Raw genomic sequence first — 18,044 nt, 5'->3', positions numbered from 1 at the left:
CGCCCGCGGGAGGCGGTGCGGCGCTGGGCAACTCCCGGTGGCGACTGTGTGGATTAGCGGTATTGGCCGGCGTATTTTTCGACCTTGGAGATATTTTCCTTGGTCACGAAACCGGGGCCTGAGCTGATGTGGCGTGGGCCGTAGATGGGCGTCAGGCCGTATTCCGCCAGGCGCGCCTGGTATTTCGGATTGGCGATCAGGATTTCCTTGACCTTGGCCAGGTCAGTGATCTTTTGCTGTTTCATGATCGCCATTACGGCGACAGGAATGTAACCTTGCAGGTAGGGCTGCTGGTCGATGGCGAACTGGATGCTGCCATCCTTGATGCCCTTGGCGATTTCTTCCGACAAGTCGAAGCTGGCGAAATACATCTTGCCTTTCAGGCCCAGCTTCTCGACGGCGCGCATGGCGGCCGGCGCCGAATCCGGTCCCAGCGCCAGCACGGCCTGGGTCTTCGGATTGCTGCGCAGATAAGCGCTGACCTTGCTTTCGATCACGCCAGGGTCGACGCCATTGGTGTCGAGCGTGGACGATTTGAAGTCGACGCCGAGCGCATCGGCAAAACCGCGGCAGCGCTCGAACGACGAGGCATTCATCGCATAGTGATTCACGCACACGAACGACTTGATGCCCGCCTCCTTGGCGCGCTTGCCGGCGCCCAGGCCCGCGTCATATTCGGGCTGGCCCACGTGCATGATGGCTTTCAGCTGCTCGCTTTGCGCGATGGTGCCCGAATTGATGGTCACGAGCATGATTTTCTTGGCCACTACCGTACCCAGCGGTTTTTGCAGCACGCTGAAGTCGGCGATATCGGCGATCAAGCCGTCATAGTTGCGCGCGGCCGACTGCTCGATCAGGCGCGCCATGTCGGCCAGGTCGCCATTCGGCGGATTGCGGTAGTCAACGGATACGTTGAAGTCTTCACCGGCTTGCTTGATGGCGTTCTTGATGGTGTTCCACCAGGAATCGGAGTCCGGCGCGTGGCTGACCATGACGAATTTCTCGCCGGCAGCATGGCTGGCGCCCGTGCTCAAACCCAGGCTCAGGCCCAGGCTGGCGATGGCCAGGCACTTCATCAAACCCTTGTTTTTATTGCTATGCATGAATGTCTCCTAGACGGATTAATTTTTATAGTTGCGAGCTTTTATGAAGGGTGTCACCGGCCTGGCCTTGCGGCACACGAACCGATGCACTGCGCACAGCTTAGGCCACAAAAAAGACAAATGCAATAAAATTTTCAAAATAAATTTAAATAGAAATTCATTTCTATTTTTGGATTTCCCTCCTATAATTCTCGCCAGAACCAGCCGCAGCAATCCTACGGCCCAGCAACACACAGAGGAAAACACCATGGCAGCCACCGCCCCCATCGAACAGCTGATGCAGCACATTGCCGCCGAGTACGACAATCTGTCGCGCCAGCTGAAAGTCATCGCCCAATACATTGAAAAGCACCGGGCCAGCCTGATGCTCGAGCGCATCAGCGACATCGCTGCCGCCTGCGACGTGCAGCCATCCGCCATCGTGCGCTTCGCGCAGCGCTTCGGCTACACGGGTTTCAGTGAAATGCAGGATGTGTTCCGCCAGGCATACACGGACCAGGCCGGCGCCACGCCCGACTATCAGCAGCGCATCCGCAAGCTCATTTCCACGCGCGACGCCGCCCTCAGCGCAGGCGACCTGACGCGCGAATTCGTCGGCGCCAGCCGCGCCGGCCTCGATGACCTGGCGGCCGGCCTCGACGACGCGCAGCTGGAAGCGGCCGTCAACCTGCTGCTGAAAGCGGAAAATATCTATGTGATCGGCGTGCGCCGGTCCTTTCCGATCGCCTCCTACATCGCCTATGCGCTGGAACACACGGACAAGCGAGTCCACCTGATCAGCGGACTGGGCGGCATGCACCGCGAACAGATGCGCAGCGTGCGCGAACGCGATGTGGCGATCGCCATCAGTTTCTCGCCTTACGGCAAGGAAACCCAGCAGTGCATCAAGGCGGCGCAAGACAAGGGCGCCAAGGTCCTCGTGATTACCGACAGCAAACTGGCCCCGCTCGCGCGGGCCGCCGACGCGCTGCTCACCGTCACCGAGGGCAGCGCCTTCGCCTTCCGTTCGCTGACCAGCACCATCTGCCTGTGCCAGGCGCTGTTTATCGCGCTGGCATACAAATTAGAGCTCGACATCGAAGAAATCCACACCCCAGGAGAACATGATGATTGAAGTAGCGTTGTTCGGCGCCGGACGCATCGGCAAAATCCACGCGGCCAACCTGGCTGCCCAACCCGGCGTGCAGTTCAAGTACGTGGTCGACGTCAACCAGGATGCGGCCGCCGCGCTGGCCGGCCTGCATGGCGGCAGCAGCGCGACTGTCGAGGCTGCCTTGGCAGACCCCGCCATCAAGGCCGTCGTCATCGCTTCCAGCACGGACACGCATGCGGACCTGATCCTGCGCTCGGCCGCCGCCGGCAAGGCCATCTTTTGCGAAAAACCCGTCGACCTGACCATAGCCCGCGCGCGCGCCTGCGCCGCCGCCGTCAAGGAAGCCAAGGTCATGTGCATGCTGGGCTTCCAGCGCCGCTACGACCCCACTTTCAATGCCGTCAAGACACGCATCGAAGCGGGCGAAATCGGCACGCCCGAATTGCTGGTGGTCACCAGCCGCGACCCGGGCCCGCCACCGGTCAGCTACATCAAGGTGTCGGGCGGCATCTTCAAGGATATGCTGATCCACGATTTCGACATCTTCCGCTGGATACTCGACGATGAAGCCGTCAGCGTGCACGCCACGGGCAGCTGCCTCGTCGACCCCGCCATCGGCGAGGCGGGCGACCTGGACACGGCCGTCGTCACCATCCGCACGGCCAAGGGACGCTTGTGCCAGATCAATGCCTCGCGCCGCGCCGCCTATGGCTACGACCAGCGCTTCGAAGTGCTGGGCAGCGCCGGCATGCTGCAAGCGGGCAACCACAAGCCGACGGAAGTGACGGCCTATGGTTCGGTGAATGTCAGCGTGGACAAGCCGGAAGACTTCTTCCTGGAACGTTATCGCGTGGCCTACGCGCAGGAAATGGCGCATTTCTTTGACGCCCTCACCCACGGCACGCCGCTGCGCACCACCGTCCACGATGGCTTGAAGGCACTGGAACTGGCCGAGGCGGCCACCTTGTCGTGGCGCGAACAGCGCGTGGTCACTTTATAAACCGATAATAAAAATACCTGGAGACACCATGTCATCCCCAACATTAAAAGTCGGCATCGTCGGCCTGGGCCGGCTGGGCCAGCGCCACGCCATCAACCTGGCGCAGCGCGTGCCGAATGCCGAAGTCGTGGCCGCCTGCAGCCCCGTACCAGCCGAACTGGACTGGGCAGCCAGCACGCTCGGCATCACCACCGGTTATGCCGACTACGACGCCCTGCTGGCCCATCCGGGCCTGGACGCCGTCTTCCTCGTCACGCCCACCTCGCTGCATGCGGACCAGATCATCGCCGCCCTGCGCGCCGGCAAGCACGTGTTTTGCGAAAAGCCGCTGTCCCTGGACCTGGCCGATTGCCTGAAGGTGGAAGCGGAAGCGGCGCGCCACCCGCAGCTGACCATCATGATCGGCTTCGTGCGCCGCTTCGACGCCAGCTACCATGATGCGCAGCAAAAGATTGCCCAAGGCTTGATCGGCAAGCCCTACCTGGTGCGTTCGCAAACCTGCGACCAGAACGACCCCAGCGGCGCCTTCATGCGCTTCGCCCCCACCAGCGGCGGCATCTTCCTCGATTGCAGCGTGCACGATATCGACCTGGCGCGCTGGCTGCTGGGCAATCCCGTGCCCAAACGCGTGTATGCGAGCGGCACCAACGCCATCCACACGGGCTTGCAGGCGTTCGGCGACGTGGACAATGGCCTGGCGACGGTCGAATTTTCCGATGGCAGCATGGCCAGCTTCATGGCCTCGCGCACCATGGCGCACGGCCACGAAACCCTGACGGAAGTGTTCGGCACGGGCGGCCGCCTGGCTGTGGGCAGCAATCCACGCCTGAACCGGGTGGAAATTTCGGATGCGCATGGCGTGCGCAATGAATGCACGCCGGACTTCTATGCCCGCTTCGCCGACGCCTTTTTGATCGAAGCGCAGGAGTTCACGGATGCGGCACTGGGCCGGCGCACCCTGTCGCTGACCTTGCACGACGCGACGGAAGCGACGCGCATCGGCCTGGCCATGACGCAAGCGATGCGCGAGGCACGGCCCGTGGAGTTTTAAGCCGCCAGGGGATTCAGGCAGCCGGCGCGGGAAATGGACGCTCGGGCTGCCTGGGTTCCACGGCCAGGCGCAAGCCCATGGCATCGAGGATGGCCGTCAAGGTGCTCAAGGAGGGATTGCCATCGGGCGACAAGGTGCGGTACAGCTGGGTAGGATTGAGCTTGGCCGCCTGCGCCACGGCGGGCACGCCGCCAAAGGCGCGCGTCAGCTGGCGCAGCACGGCCAGCAGTTCGCCGCGGTCGCCATCGACGAGAATATCGTTGATCAATGCAAGGGCGAAAGCGGGATCGTCGCGGTACAGTTCGGCCATCGCCTCGTCATGCGAGCGGTCTCTTGGTGGTTTGCTCATGACCTCTTTCACATCCTCTTTCATCTTCCCTCTCCTTCCAGTCATGCCAGCAGGCACAGGCGTATTCGATATCTTTCGGCTGCGTGCGCTTGTCTCCGCCACACAATAATAAAATGATCTGCCCGTCAGCGATGGCGTAATACACGCGGTAGCCAGGCCCCACATCGATGCGCAACTCCCACACACCGTCGCGGCAAAACTTGTGGTCGCCAAAATTGCCGGGAATCATACGCAGTACCCGGCGCACGATGGCTACCCTGGCCGTATTGTCGCGCTGGCGCTTCAGCCATTCCGTATACAAATCCCTGCCCGATGATGTCAGGTAGTGCCGTATCTCGTACATCATATTCGTCCATAAACGAAGAAAGATCAAGGGTAAAATCACGTGTACATGTAAAAAAGTAGGCCGCCCATCTTGCTACCAAACCCGCGCACACAGGCCGCGAATGCTGGGTTCACTGAGCTACATCAAGATGCGTTTTTCTAATTGTTATAGGGAAATGATGTCGCGTGTGTACATCGCATCTGCATGCAGATGCGCTATACAATAAGCACCTGTTCAACCGCCAGGAAGCATGCCGCCATGACGCAGCACGACAGCCACTCTCCCCTCCTCACCAACGTGGCCGAACGCTACGTGAAACTGGTCCTGGCCATGGGCCAGCACGATGCCTCGTATGTCGACGCGTATTACGGCCCGCCCGCATGGCAACAAGAAGCGGTAGAACAGCAACTGAGTTTGAGCGGCATCAAGGATGGCGCAAACGCGGCGCTGACCCTGCTGACCGACGCCGCCTGCTTGCGCGCCCTCAACCTGCGCAAGCAGTTGCAGGCCGTGCTGGCCAAGGCGGACATGCTGCAGGGATCGCGCCTGGATTTCGATACGGAAAGCGCGCGCCTGTACGACGCCGTCTCGCCCCATCACAGCCGCGCGTACTATGCAGAACTGGTGGCGCAGATCGATGCCCTGCTGCCTGGCGACGGCACGGTCAGCGATCGGGTCAATGCCTTGCGCGCGCAACTTGTCATTCCCGCCGACAAACTACGCGCCGTCATGGATGCGGCCATCCGCGCGGGCCGCGAACGCACCTTGCAGCACATCGCCCTGCCCGAAGGCGAAGATTTCGTGCTGGAATTCGTCACCGACAAGCCGTGGAGCGGCTACAACTGGTACAAGGGCAACTACCAGAGCGTGATCCAGATCAATACGGACTTGCCCGTGTACATAGACCGCGCCGTCGACCTCGGCTGCCACGAAGCGTATCCGGGCCACCACGTCTACAACGTGCTGCTCGAGCGCGACCTGGTGCGCGGCAAGGGCTGGATGGAATACTGCATCTATCCGCTATATTCTCCGCAATCCCTGATTGCCGAAGGCACGGCCAATTACGGCATCGAACTGAGTTTCACGGATGCAGAGCGGCTGGCTTTCGAACAGCAGGTGCTGTACCCGCTGGCCGGCCTCGATCCGGCGCTGGCGCCCCGCTATGCGCAACTCAATGGGCTGCTGGCCAAACTGAGCTATGCCGACAACGATATCGCGCGCCAGTACCTCGAAGGCAGCCTGAACCGCGAAGAGGCACTGGAATGGCTGGTCAACGTGCGCCTGTACCCGGCCGAGAAATCCGCGCAGCGCCTGCAGTTCTACGACGCCATGGGCGCGTACGTCATCAATTACAACCTGGGCCAGGACATGGCGAAAGCCTATGTCGAGCGCCAGGGCGCGACGCGCGCGGAACACTGGGCCGCATTCCGCGACCTGATGTCGTCGCCACGCGTGCCCAGCGCCTTGCGTGCCTGAGCCTTACTTCGGCGGCAAGCAGTACAGCGGCAAGGCCACGGCCAGGCACGCCAGCCCTGCCAGCAGCATCGCCAGCTGAAAGCCGGCGGCCAGGGCGGCAACCTGCCCGGCCCTCTCCAGCAGGGCGGCGGCGCGCAAACTCATCACGCTGCCCAGCACGGCCACGCCCATGGTCATCCCCGCCTGGCGCAAGGCATTCATGATGGCCGATGCCATGGCGGCCCGCTCGCCTTCCACGGCTGCCATCGCCAGCAAGCCCGTGGCTGGCACGGCCAATCCCATGGCCAGGCCCAGCAGGCCGAACAGGCTGCCGACGATGGCGTAGGGCGTCTGCGGCGCCAAGGTCGCCGTCGCCAGCAGCACCAGCCCCGCCAGCACATAGCCAGCCAGCATCAATCGCCGCAGGGACACGTGGCGGCTGAGGCGGCCGAAGCACAGGGAAACGATGCCCATGGCCGCAAACTGCGGCAACATGCGCCAGCCGCTGGCGCCCGCCGGCCAGCCCTGGATTTGCTGCAGGTACAGCGAGAAAAAGAACAGGCTGCTGTAGCAAGCAAACCCCAGCACCAGCGAGGCCAGGTTGATCACCGCAAAGGTCCGGTCGCGAAACAGCCGCAGCGGCAACAGGGGGCGCGGCGCGCGCGCTTCGACGGCCAGGAAGGCGGTGAAGGCCAGTAGCGCCCCCCCCAGCGATGGCCAGGCAGCCATGCCGCCCGGTCCGCCCACCTCGCCCAGCGCGATCAAGCCGTAGGTGAGCGCGCCGAGCCAGACGATGCTGAGTACCTGTCCCGTCCGGTCCAGCGCCGCCTGTTCACGATAATGGCGCTCCGTGATGCCCCAGGCCCCCAGCAGCATGGCCAGCAAGCCCAGCGGCAGATTGATCAGGAAGATGCTTTGCCAGCCCGTGGCCTCCAGCAGCATGCCGCCCAGCAGCGGCCCCAGGATCAGCGCCAGCGCGCTGAAAGCCGACCAGCCGCCGATCACGTGCGCCCGTTCGCGCGGGTCGGGAAACGCGTGGCTCAGTATCGGCATCGCGCCGGGGATCAGCAAGGCCCCCGCGACGCCCTGCACGGCCCGGCCCGTCAGCAGCAGCGGCAGGCCGGCGGCCAGCGCACACAGCAGCGAGCCCACTGTAAATAGCGCCACGCCCAGCAGCCAGATGCGCTTGTGCCCATGCCGGTCGCCCAGCGGTCCGGCGGACAGCATGCAGGCCGACAGGCACAGCGCATAGGCGTTGACCACCCACTGCAAGCCCGCCATATCCGTCGCCAGCGCCGTTTGCAAGGTGGGCAAGGCCACGTTGACGATGCTGATATCGAGCGAGGCAAGAAAGGTTCCAAGGTAGGCGGCGGCTACCAGAGCCGCCCGGCGATAACGTTGCATGAGTGATTCCGATGTATGAGTTTGCCTTCATCATAACTATCGACTGACCGTCGGTCAATTAAAAACCAATCGTGTGCACCGGTGAGCTTTGGCAGCGCCAGCGCTTCACTTATACTAGACGCATGACTACTTTCCTCCGCGCCATGCACGACGCCGCCCCTGCTACGGACGCGCCCGCACGCCCCCGCACCAAACCAGCCGAAGTGCGACTCGATGAATTGATGACCGCCGCCGAGCGCCTTTTCCTCGACAAGGGTGTTGACGCGACCACCGTCAGCGATATCACCACCCTGGCCGGCGTGGCGAAAGGCACGTTCTACCATTATTTTGCGTCCAAGCACGAGATGCTAGCGGCGCTGGCCGAACGCTATACGCAGCATTTCCTGGCCAGCCTGGAAGCGGCCATCGGCCTGTGCATGCCCAACGACTGGGAAGGCCGGCTGCGCGCGTGGGTGCAGGCGAATGTCGCCACTTACCTGCGCACCTGGCAATTGCACGACATCGTCTACACGAGCCACCGGCGCAGCATCGGCATCGACCCTGCGGACAATCCCGACAAGAACGCCATCCTGGCCCAGCTCGGCGCCATCCTGGCGGGCGGCGCGGCGGCGGGCGCATGGCCCCTGCCGCAGCCGCGCCTGGCGGCCCTGATGATTTACTCGGCCGTGCACGGCGTGACGGACGACGCCATCGCCGCGCAGTTACAGGACAGCAGCGCCTTCGCCGCTGACGTGGCCGACGCCTGCCTGCGCATGCTGGGCACGCCGCACTGAAGCGGCAGGCATGGCGGCACTTCAGTGTGCCGGCAGGCGGATGGTCGCTTCCAGGCCGCCGTCGCGATGGTTGGCCAAGGTCAGCTCGCCGCCATGGGCCTGGATGATGCTGCGCGCGATACCGAGCCCCAATCCCATGCCATGCGCGTTTTGCTCGCGGCCATGCTCCAGGCGCACATAGGGCTGGAACAGGCTGGCGAACGCCTCTTCGGCCACGCCGGGGCCGTCATCGCGGATGCGGATCACCACGTTGACGCCTTCGCGGCACGCCGACAGGTGGGCCGTCTTGCCGTAAAACAGGGCATTGTCGAGCAGATTACCGATGGCGCGCTTCAGGGCCAGGGGCTTGGCCTTCACGCTCAAGCCCGTCTCCGCGTAATGCACTTCATGACCAGCCAGCTGGGTCCCCCGCACCATGCGCTGCAGCAAGGGGTCCAGGCGCACCTCGGTGGCGTTTTCATGGATATCGCTATCCTTCACGCATTGCAGCGCGCCCTTGACCATCATGTCCAGCTCATCGAGGTCATCGTGGAATTCGTTGCGCTGCACATCGTCGTCGAGTAATTCCGTGCGCAATTTCAGGCGCGTGATGGGCGTGCGCAAATCGTGCGAAATCGAGACGAACAGCCGTTCGCGGTCTTCCAGGTAGCGCTGGATGCGTTCGCGCATGCCGCTGAAGGCGCGCGCCGTCTGCACGAACTCGCGGCTGCCCGTCTGCGGCAGGGGCGGCGGCGTCTCGCCACGGCCAAACGCTTCGGCCGCGTCCGACAAGGCCGCCAGCGGCCGTGTTGTCCAGCGTACGACGAGGATGGACAGCAGCAGCACGGCCGCCAGCGACAACGCTTGCAGCAATACCCGGTCCAGTGTCCACGGATTACTGCTTTGCAAGAAATACGGGTTGGGCATCAGTGCCGCCAGGTACAGCCAATTGCCAGGCTCCAGCTCGGCCTGGATCACGAGGACGGGCGCGGGATTCGGTTTCAGCAGCAAGATGTGCTGCACCCAGTTTTCCGGCAAGTCGCCGATGTGCGCGCCGCTATCGGCCACCACCAGGTCGCCCGGCCAGGCGAAGCCCACGCGGTAGCCGGCCAGTTGCGGCAAGTCGTTCTTCAGCGCCGCGCCCACTGTGGCCACCACCGTATCGGCCAGCGCGTGCGGGGCGATTTCGCGGATGGCCAGCGGCCCCTGGTTGACGTTGACGAAGAAGCGCGTGCCGCCCATCTCGCGAAATTGCTGGATCAGGATGGGGCGGTAGTTGGCCGGCAGGCTGAGGAAGAAACGGATGGTGCTGGCGGCGCTGCGGGCCAGGTGCTGCGAAGCCATGCGCGCCTCCACCGCCGAGTCGCGGCGCAGCTGCGTGGCCCAGATCAGGTTGCCCACCAGTTGCGTGGCCAGCACGCCGGCGACCATCACCACGGACAAGCGCCCCAGCAGCGACGGCGGCAACAGGCGCTCGAGCAGCCGGCGCGCGCGCCGCTCAGGCATGCGCACTGCTCACGTCGGCAGAAAAGACATAGCCGGCGCCGCGCACCGTCTTGATCAGCATGGGCTGCTTGCCATCGTCCTTCAGGCGCAAGCGCAGCCGGCTTACCTGCACGTCGAGCGAGCGGTCGAGCGGCCCCGCGTCGCGCCCCCGCGTCTGCTCGCACAGCACGCTGCGGTCGAGGATATCGCCCGGATGCTCGACAAAGTAGCGCAGCAGCTGGAAATCGAGGCCCGTCAGCTGCAGCGCTTCGCCATCGGCATCCGTCACCGTGCGCTCCAGCGTGTCGAGGGTGAAACCGACGAAGCGGTAATAGCGGGGCGGCGCGGCCGCGTCGATGCCCGTGCGGCGGTGGATGGCCTTGATGCGCGCCAGCAATTCGCGTGGACTGTAGGGCTTGGCGATGTAGTCGTCGGCGCCCAGTTCCAGCCCCACCACCCGGTCCGTCTCGTCGGAGCTGGCCGTCAGCATGATGATGGGCACGTTCGAGCGGGCGCGCACCACCTTGCACAGGGCAAAGCCATCCGTGTCGGGCAGCATCACGTCGAGGATCACCAGCGACAGGCTGTCGACGTGGCGGTGGAATTCGGCCAGGAAGGTGGCGCCATCGTGCGCCAGGCCCACCTCGTACTGGTTCTTTTCCAAGTAGGCCTTCAACAGCATGCGGGTCTTTTGATCGTCGTCAACGACCAGGATTTTGCGTGACATGGTCTCGTCCTTTTTTATTCAGCGCCTGCAACATGCTGCCGATACGGCGCTGGGCGTCGGCCGCGCTGATCGTCTCGTCCAGGAAATAGCGGTGCACTTCGGCGATGATGGCGTCCTTGCTGGTTTCATCGGTGGCCATGCGGTGCACGAGGCTGGGCGCCTGGAACGCGGCGCCGCGCGCGAATGCCTGCGCCGAGGCGCGTGCACAGCTGTCCAAACGCGACAGGTCGGCCTGGCGCAAGGCGGGAATCGAGCCCTTCACCTGGCTGTATTCGAGCTGCACGGGCAGCGAAGCGACCACCTGCGCCAGCTTTTCCTGCGCGCCCTGGTGCGTGTAATCGGACGCGAACATGGCCAGCGTATCGATGCTGTACAGGTGGTAGTCGCCCGTGTCCGGTGCGGCGGCGCAGCCGAACACTTCGTCCGTGGCGCGGCCCCAGGCGTTCAGCTCGCCCTTCGCCCAGTCGCCCATGATGTACATGGCCGCCTCGCCATCGCCCACCTGGCGCGCCATTTCGGGCCAGCCCTGTTCGCGCAGCGGCGTGCCCATCCACTGCTTCAGCGACCTCAGCCGCTGCAAGGCGTGGCGCAGGCGCGGGTCGGCATACGCCTCGGCTTTCTTGTCGACAAACAGGGCGCGGTAATACGCAGGCCCCGATTCGGCCAGCACCAGCGTTTCAAACAAGGTCGCCACCTGCCACGCTTCGCTGCTTTGCGCCAGCGGCGTGATGCCGGCCTGGCGCAGCTTGCCGGCCACGCGCTCGAAGTCGCTCCAGCTGCGCGGCACGGCCAGGCCCAGGCGCTGGAAGATCTTGCGGTTGTAAAACAGGGTATTGATGCGGTGGATACCGGCCGGCACGCCCATCGTATGGCCCAGGTTTTGCAGCAATCCCCACACGGTGGGATACATGGTCGCGCGCCAGTTGTTGCTGGCGGCGACGCTGTCGAGCTGCAGCAGCAAGCCCAGGTCGCTCCACTCGCCCAGGGTATAGCCGATCAGCTGCATGACTTCCGGCGAATTGCCGGCCAGCACGCGGCTCTTCAAGACCTTGCCCGCGCCGACCCCGGCGCCGCCCGCAATGCCCGCGTCGCGCCATTCGACGCCTTCCTGCGCCAGGCGTGCCACCAGCACGTCGGCGGCGCGGCGTTCGCCGGTGGACGTCCACCAGTGCAGCACTTGCAGCGGCTCGGCCCGCACGGGCACGCTGCAGAACAGGGCGGCCAGCAGCGCCAGCGCCGCCACGCCGCGACGGCGGGCGGCCCCGGCATGGCGGTCGGCGGTGCTGCGCGGTGGCGTCTTCAATCCTGTCCCCTTTTTCTTGTCGCGACAAACTATAGCCCAACTACAAAACAGCATGTTGGTAATTTAGTACCTTGATTTGTAAAGAAATGTGAGCTTTTGTTGCCCTATCTTGCGCGGAGGATAAACCGGGCCAGCCACCCGACGCCCCGCGCGGCGCGCCACGGCAGCGGATGACGGTAAGGAAAGGTAAGCAAGCGCACCTGCGCATTTGAAAATTATCCTTTTAAATCAACAGGATAAGAAAAATACATCGGTCCAATGCCGGGTGCTGGCGTCACATTTTCTCCGATGCTACTGTCCGCCAACTGCAGCGTAACCGGCAGTAAAACAAGACCAACACCAACAAGGAGACGACATGCAACTGCATGCAAAAGGCGGCGTGGCCGCGCGCAACACATTGCTGGCCCTGCTGCTGGCCAGCGGCACGGCACAAGCTGGCACGCTCACCATCGAAAGCTGGCGCGTGGATGACAAGACCCTGTGGGAAACGGTACTCATTCCCGCCTTCCAGAAAAAGCACCCTGGCATCGAGATCAAGTTCTCGCCCACGGCCCCCACCGAATACGATTCCACCCTGAACGCGCGCCTGAGCGGCGGCACGGCAGGCGACTTGCTGGCCTGCCGCCCGTTCGACGTCTCGCTGGCCCTGTACAAGCGGGGCCAGCTGGAAAAGCTCGACGGCAAGGCCGGCATGGATAACTTCCCCGCCTCGGCCAAGGTGGCGTGGCAGACGGACGATGGCAAGGACACCTTCTGCATGCCGATCGCCTCCGTCATGCATGGTTTCCTGTACAACAAAAAAATCTTCCGCGAACTGAAACTGCAGCCACCCGCCACGGAAGAGGAATTCTTCAAGGTACTGGAAACGGTCAAGAAAAGCGGCAAATATGCGCCCTTGGCGCTGGGCACGGCCGACCAGTGGGAAGCGAACCAGGTGGTCTTCACCAGCATCGGCGCCAATTACTGGAAGGGTGAAGAAGGCCGCAAGGCGCTGATCGCCGGCAAGGCCAAATTTACCGACCCGCAATTCGTCGCCGCCTGGGAATACGAGGCCCGCCTGGGCAGCTACCTGTCCAAGGGGGCCAGCGCGCAAACCTATGGCGACAGCCAGAACCAGTTTGCGCTGGGCAAGGCCGCCATCTACCCGTCCGGCTCCTGGGACATCGCCTACTTCAAGCAAGACCCGGAACTGGAGCTGGGCGCCTTCAACCCGCCCGTGCGCAAGGCCGGCGACAAGTGCTATATCTCGGACCACACGGACATCGGCATGAGCGTCAACAAAAAGTCGAAGAACAAGGAAGACGCCTACAAATTCCTCGCCTGGCTCGGTTCGCAGGAATTCGCCGACATCTACACCAACAAGGTGACGGGCTTCTTCTCTCTGTCGAACCATTTGATCTCCATCAAGGACCCGCTGGCCAAGCAGATGAACGGCTGGCGCGCCGGCTGCGCCTCGACCATCCGCCTGAACGCGCAAATCCTCAACCGTGGCGAACCGAGCATGGAAAACGAGCTGTGGAACGTCAACGCCCAGGTCTTGAACGGCAAGCTGGCGCCGAAGGACGCGGCGCGCCAGATCCAGTCCGGCTTTGCCAAGTGGTACAAGCCGCAGCAGCAATAAATCCCTCCCTCCTCCCCGCGCAACCGGCCTGAGCAAAGCGATGCGGCAGCCGGTGGCACGGTTTTGCCGGCGGCCCCGCCGCCGGTGCTTTTCTTCGTCTGGAGTTTCGCCGTGAAAAAAGTTTTCCCATGGCACGTGCTCGTGTTCCTGGCCCCGGCGCTGGTCATTTACTCGCTGTTCAGCGCCCTGCCCCTGGCCGATACCCTGCGTCTCGGCCTGTACACGACCGATGAGAGCGGCCAGCACCATTTTGCCGGCCTGGCCAACTACGCCACCATCCTGTTCGACCCGCAATGGTCGCAAAGTTTCTGGAATGCGATGTGGAACAACTGCAAGTTCTTCCTCATTCACATGCTGCTGCAAAATCCCATCGGCCTGCTGCTGGCCACCCTCTTCAGCCTCAAGGGGTTGAAGGGCGAGCGCAGCTACCGCACCCTGATCTTCCTGCCGACCCTGCTGTCCGTCGTCATCATCGGCTTCATCTGGCAGCTGATCTTGTCGCCGCTGTGGGGCGTGGGCCAGTCGCTGATGGATGGCGTCGGCATCGGCAGTTACTTCGCGCCGTGGCTGGGCCAGGAATCGACGGCCCTGCTGACCATCGCCCTCATTTCGGTTTGGCAATATATCGGCATTCCCATGATGCTGATCTATGCGGCCCTGCTGGCCGTGCCCGAGGAAATCATCGAGGCGGCCCACGCGGAAGGGGCCAGCGCCATGCGCATCTTCTGGCAAATCAAGCTGCCGCTGATCTGGCCCACCCTGGGACTGGTGACCATCCTCACCTTTGTCGCCAATTTCAACGCCTTCGACCTCGTGTATTCCGTGAAAGGTGCGCTGGCGGGACCGAACTACGCCACCGACATCCTCGGCACCTTCTTTTACCGCACCTTCTTCGGTTACCAGGCCCAGCTGGGCAGCCCCACCATGGGCGCCGCCGTGGCCACCATGATGTTCCTCGTGATCCTCGTGGGCGTGGGCGTGTATTTCTTTTTCGTGCAGCGCAAGCTGACACGCTACGAACTGTAAGGGCCACCATGCGCAACGTTTCCACCCGCCCCATGGGCCGCGCCGCCGTGCATGCGATCCTGGCCGGCTACACCATCATCGCCCTGTTCCCCATCGTCTTGATCCTGATCAACTCGGTCAAGACGCGGGCCGCCATCTTCGACAATCCGCTGGCCCTGCCCACGCCCTCCACCTTTTCGCTCGTGGGCTTTCACAAGGTGCTGGCCAATTCCGACTTCCTGCTGTACTTCGGCAACAGCCTGTTCGTCACTCTGCTGTCGCTGCTGCTGATCGTGCTGTTCGGCGCCATGGCGGCCTGGGCCTTGTCGGAATACACGTTTACGGGCAACCGCCTGCTGACCCTGTACCTGGCGCTGGGCATCATGATCCCCATCCGCCTCGGCACGGTGTCCATCCTGGAACTGGTGGTGCGGCTCGACCTGATCAACACCCTGAGCGCGCTGGTGCTCGTGTACACGGCGCAGGGCCTGCCGCTGGCCGTGATGATTCTGTCCGAATTCGTGCGCCAGGTGCCGCGCGAGCTGAAGGATGCGGCGCGCTGCGACGGGGTGGGCGAATTCGCCATCTTCTTCCAGGTGATCCTGCCCCTGATCCGCCCCGCCATCGCCACGGTGGCCGTGTTCACCATGATTCCCGCCTGGAACGACCTGTGGTTCCCGCTGATCCTGGCGCCATCGGACCGCACCAAGACCGTCACCCTGGGCGTGCAGCAATTCATCGGCCAATACGTAACGGACTGGAACTCCGTACTGGCGGCGCTGTCGCTGGCCGTCATTCCCGTGCTCGTCATGTACGTCATTTTCTCTCGTCAACTGATCCGCGGCCTGACGTCCGGCGCGGTCAAATAATAGGTGCGCCATGGCCCATGTAAGCCTGCAACAACTGACCAAATCCTACGACGGCCGCCACAATGTGCTGGCCGGCATCGACCTCGACATCCGCGACGGTGAATTCGTCGTGCTGGTAGGCCCTTCCGGCTGCGGCAAATCGACCTTGCTGCGCATGCTGTGCGGCCTGGAAAGCATTTCGCAGGGCACCTTGTCCATCGGCGGCAAGGTTGTCAACGACTTGCCGCCGGCCGAACGGGGCATCGCCATGGTCTTCCAGAGCTATGCCCTGTATCCGCACATGAGCGTGTACCGCAACATGGCGTTCGGCCTGAAGATCGCCGGCGCCAGCAAGGAAGCCATCGCCCAGCGCGTGCGCCACGCGGCCGCCATCCTGAAGATCGACCACCTGCTGGAACGGCTGCCGCGCGAACTGTCGGGCGGCCAGCGCCAGCGCGTGGCCATCGGCCGCGCCATCGTGCGCGAACCGCAGCTGTTCCTGTTCGACGAGCCGCTGTCCAACCTCGACGCGGCCCTGCGCGTGCAGACGCGGCTGGAAATTGCCAAGCTGCATCGACAGTTGAACGCCACCATCGTGTATGTGACGCACGACCAGGTCGAGGCGATGACCCTGGGCGACAAGATCGTCGTCATGCATGGCGGCCATATCCAGCAGGCCGGCACGCCGCTCGAGCTGTACCAGCAGCCGGCCAACCGCTTCGTGGCCGGCTTCATCGGCGCACCGATGATGAATTTCTTCGAGGGCAAGGTCATCGCCGCGCAGGGCGATGGCGTGCGCGTGGCGCTGGCCAGCGGCCAGGAAATCACGGCCCTCGTCGATCCGGCCGGCTTGCTGCCGGGCGATGCCGTCACGGCCGGCCTGCGCGCCGAGCATATCCTGGAAAACGGCGATGGCAGCGCCCAGTTCCAGGGCGTCGTCAGCCTGGTGGAACACCTGGGCGAAGCCAACTTCATCTACCTGGCACTGGACAACGGCCAGGAACTGGTGATACGCGGCGACGGCAACAACCGCGTGCCGCTGGGCCAGCCATTCACGGTCTCGGCCGCCAGCAGCGCCTTCCATCTGTTCGACGCGCAAGGCGTGGCGCGCACGCGGCGCGAACCCGGCAACCTGATTTCATCGAAACAGATTTTGGCCGCCTGAGCTTTCCGCCCAGGCAGTCCCCCGATTGGATCGGCAGCGATCCGGTACGACGTGCCCAAGCACGCATTTTGATAACGACAAGGAGATTCCATGCAACACCCGATCAAGACCTCGCTGGCCCTGGCCTGCACTATGCTGCTGGCCTGCGGCGCCGCCCACGCCAGCGATGCCGAAGGCGAATACCACGGCTACTTCCGCGCCGGCCTCGGCTCGAGCTCGGACAGCCGCGGCCCGCAAAGCTGCTACGGCCTGGGCGGCAACACCATGCGCTACCGGCTCGGCAACGAATGCGACACCTATGGCGAGTTCGAATACCAGAAGGAAATGGCCAAGTCGCCCAATGGCGTCAGCTTCGTCGGCCATATCATGGTGGCCGCCTACACGCCCAGCTCCGCCGTCAGCGATTCGGAACTGAGCATGTCGAAGATGTACGTGGAAGCGAAAAACATCGCCATGCTCAACGGCGGCACGGCCTGGATCGGCAAGCGCTACTACATGCGTCCCGACATCCACATGCTGGACTTGCAATACATCAATATGAACGGCACGGGCGGCGGCATCGACCAGTACAAGCTGGGACCGGGCCGCATCAGCTATGGCTTCTTCAAGGATAACGACAAGCCCGGCAACTCGGCCATCCGGCAAAATCTCGTCTACCAGGGCATCCCCATCAACCAGGATGGCACGCTGGAAGTGCTGACCACCCTCATCACGCCCGACAAGAAGGACAGCACCTCGCACAGCGGCTGGCAGGCCACCGTGCTGCACAAGCAGGATAAAGTGTGGGGCGGCGCCAACACCTTCGGCATCCAGTACGGCGTGGGGCCGGGCACGGGCGCCGGCGGCCAGTGCTGCGACCGCATGGGCACGACGGGTTCGATCCGCAATGGCAGCGACGTCACGCGCCTGCGCATCTTCAATTCGCTGTGGATACAGCCGACGCCGGAATGGAGCGCGGAAATGATCGCCATCGTGCAGCGCGACAAGTCCGACGCCACGGGCGGCAGTTCGACCTGGACCACCCTGGGCGTGCGCCCCGTTTATGCCGTCAACGACAACTTCAAGCTGCAATTCGAGCTGGGCACGGACCGCGTGACCTCGCCCACGGGCGGCGCCGCGCAGCGCCTGACCAAGCTGACCTTCGCGCCCACCCTGACAGCGGGCAAAGGTTACTGGTCGCGTCCCGAGCTGCGCGCCTTTGTCACCTACGGCAAATGGAACGACGCCGCCACGGCCGCCGTCAACAAGGCCAATGAATCGGGCCCCGTGTATGGCAACGCCACCAGCGGCACCTCGTTCGGCCTGCAGGTGGAAACGTGGTTCTAAGCGCTGGTTTTAATTACCCCTCTTGATATGGC

General features: G+C 63.5%; 17 protein-coding genes. 10 read left to right on the top strand and 7 right to left on the bottom strand.

Annotated elements, in window-relative coordinates; translation table 11 throughout:
- Positions 1-53: 53 nt before the first annotated feature.
- Positions 54-1,103: a sugar ABC transporter substrate-binding protein gene (locus tag O3297_RS04110; protein WP_305047832.1), complete on the bottom strand. Its 1,050-nt coding sequence runs from the start codon at positions 1,101-1,103 to the stop codon at positions 54-56.
- Between the two features lie 247 nt (positions 1,104-1,350).
- Here O3297_RS04110 and O3297_RS04105 point away from each other — a divergent pair, with 247 nt between their 5' ends.
- The 3 genes from O3297_RS04105 to O3297_RS04095 are packed head-to-tail and all read left to right on the top strand — an operon-like array spanning position 1,351 to position 4,247.
- A complete protein-coding gene (locus O3297_RS04105; protein ID WP_034757651.1) occupies positions 1,351-2,217 on the top strand; it encodes a MurR/RpiR family transcriptional regulator in 867 nt (288 codons plus the stop codon).
- On the top strand, positions 2,210-3,196 hold the full coding sequence (gene iolG, locus O3297_RS04100) for an inositol 2-dehydrogenase (protein WP_305049598.1): 987 nt from the start codon (positions 2,210-2,212) through the stop codon (positions 3,194-3,196). The genes O3297_RS04105 and iolG overlap by 8 nt, the downstream gene beginning before the upstream one ends.
- A 28-nt stretch (positions 3,197-3,224) precedes the next feature.
- Positions 3,225-4,247 (top strand): Gfo/Idh/MocA family oxidoreductase, encoded by a 1,023-nt coding sequence (locus O3297_RS04095; RefSeq protein WP_035817889.1) that lies wholly within the window; start codon positions 3,225-3,227, stop codon positions 4,245-4,247.
- 13 nt (positions 4,248-4,260) lie between these two features.
- Here O3297_RS04095 and O3297_RS04090 read toward each other — a convergent pair whose 3' ends face one another.
- Together O3297_RS04090 and O3297_RS04085 are read right to left on the bottom strand one after the other, a co-directional pair.
- Positions 4,261-4,596: a DNA-binding protein gene (locus O3297_RS04090; RefSeq protein WP_099387406.1), complete on the bottom strand. Its 336-nt coding sequence runs from the start codon at positions 4,594-4,596 to the stop codon at positions 4,261-4,263.
- A complete protein-coding gene (locus O3297_RS04085) occupies positions 4,565-4,939 on the bottom strand; it encodes a type II toxin-antitoxin system RelE/ParE family toxin (protein ID WP_305049597.1) in 375 nt (124 codons plus the stop codon). The genes O3297_RS04090 and O3297_RS04085 overlap by 32 nt, the downstream gene beginning before the upstream one ends.
- A gap of 240 nt (positions 4,940-5,179) precedes the next feature.
- Between O3297_RS04085 and O3297_RS04080 the strand changes: the two genes are divergently transcribed.
- On the top strand, positions 5,180-6,397 hold the full coding sequence (locus tag O3297_RS04080) for a hypothetical protein (protein WP_305047831.1): 1,218 nt from the start codon (positions 5,180-5,182) through the stop codon (positions 6,395-6,397).
- A gap of 3 nt (positions 6,398-6,400) precedes the next feature.
- Here the strand turns inward: O3297_RS04080 and O3297_RS04075 are convergent, their stop codons facing one another.
- On the bottom strand, positions 6,401-7,780 hold the full coding sequence (locus tag O3297_RS04075) for an MFS transporter (RefSeq protein ID WP_305047830.1): 1,380 nt from the start codon (positions 7,778-7,780) through the stop codon (positions 6,401-6,403).
- A 122-nt stretch (positions 7,781-7,902) separates the two neighbouring features.
- Here O3297_RS04075 and O3297_RS04070 point away from each other — a divergent pair, with 122 nt between their 5' ends.
- A complete protein-coding gene (locus O3297_RS04070) occupies positions 7,903-8,553 on the top strand; it encodes a TetR/AcrR family transcriptional regulator (protein WP_305047829.1) in 651 nt (216 codons plus the stop codon).
- Positions 8,554-8,574: 21 nt separating this feature from the next.
- Here O3297_RS04070 and O3297_RS04065 read toward each other — a convergent pair whose 3' ends face one another.
- Genes O3297_RS04065 through O3297_RS04055 form a run of 3 tightly spaced genes read right to left on the bottom strand, consistent with a single transcriptional unit; the run spans position 8,575 to position 12,047 of the window.
- On the bottom strand, positions 8,575-10,038 hold the full coding sequence (locus O3297_RS04065) for an ATP-binding protein (RefSeq protein WP_099387404.1): 1,464 nt from the start codon (positions 10,036-10,038) through the stop codon (positions 8,575-8,577).
- Positions 10,031-10,744, bottom strand: coding sequence for a response regulator (locus O3297_RS04060; RefSeq protein WP_034777921.1), 714 nt, complete (start codon positions 10,742-10,744; stop codon positions 10,031-10,033). Before O3297_RS04060 ends, O3297_RS04065 begins: the two co-directional genes overlap by 8 nt.
- The gene (locus tag O3297_RS04055) at positions 10,719-12,047 is read right to left on the bottom strand and encodes an ABC transporter substrate-binding protein (protein WP_305047828.1); all 1,329 of its coding nucleotides are present in this window, start codon (positions 12,045-12,047) and stop codon (positions 10,719-10,721) included. Before O3297_RS04055 ends, O3297_RS04060 begins: the two co-directional genes overlap by 26 nt.
- 355 nt (positions 12,048-12,402) lie before the next feature.
- Here O3297_RS04055 and O3297_RS04050 point away from each other — a divergent pair, with 355 nt between their 5' ends.
- The 5 genes from O3297_RS04050 to O3297_RS04030 all read left to right on the top strand — a co-directional run bounded on the left by O3297_RS04050 (position 12,403) and on the right by O3297_RS04030 (position 18,012).
- A complete protein-coding gene (locus O3297_RS04050; protein WP_305047827.1) occupies positions 12,403-13,668 on the top strand; it encodes an ABC transporter substrate-binding protein in 1,266 nt (421 codons plus the stop codon).
- 111 nt (positions 13,669-13,779) lie between these two features.
- Positions 13,780-14,694, top strand: a complete 915-nt coding sequence (locus O3297_RS04045; RefSeq protein WP_305047826.1) for a carbohydrate ABC transporter permease — start codon at positions 13,780-13,782, stop codon at positions 14,692-14,694.
- 8 nt (positions 14,695-14,702) lie between these two features.
- A complete protein-coding gene (locus tag O3297_RS04040) occupies positions 14,703-15,542 on the top strand; it encodes a carbohydrate ABC transporter permease (protein ID WP_305047825.1) in 840 nt (279 codons plus the stop codon).
- Between the two features lie 10 nt (positions 15,543-15,552).
- Complete coding sequence (locus tag O3297_RS04035; RefSeq protein WP_305047824.1) at positions 15,553-16,686, top strand: ABC transporter ATP-binding protein; 1,134 nt, start codon at positions 15,553-15,555, stop codon at positions 16,684-16,686.
- 90 nt (positions 16,687-16,776) lie between these two features.
- A complete protein-coding gene (locus O3297_RS04030) occupies positions 16,777-18,012 on the top strand; it encodes a carbohydrate porin (protein WP_034777930.1) in 1,236 nt (411 codons plus the stop codon).
- The last annotated feature ends 32 nt before the right edge of the window (positions 18,013-18,044 follow it).

Origin of the sequence: Janthinobacterium sp. SUN128 (genome assembly GCF_030587275.1) — a bacterium.
In the GTDB taxonomy this organism is placed as follows: Bacteria; Pseudomonadota; Gammaproteobacteria; order Burkholderiales; family Burkholderiaceae_D; genus Janthinobacterium; species Janthinobacterium lividum.
Note: the sequence above shows the minus strand (reverse complement) of the source record. Positions and strands in the feature narration are given on the sequence as shown.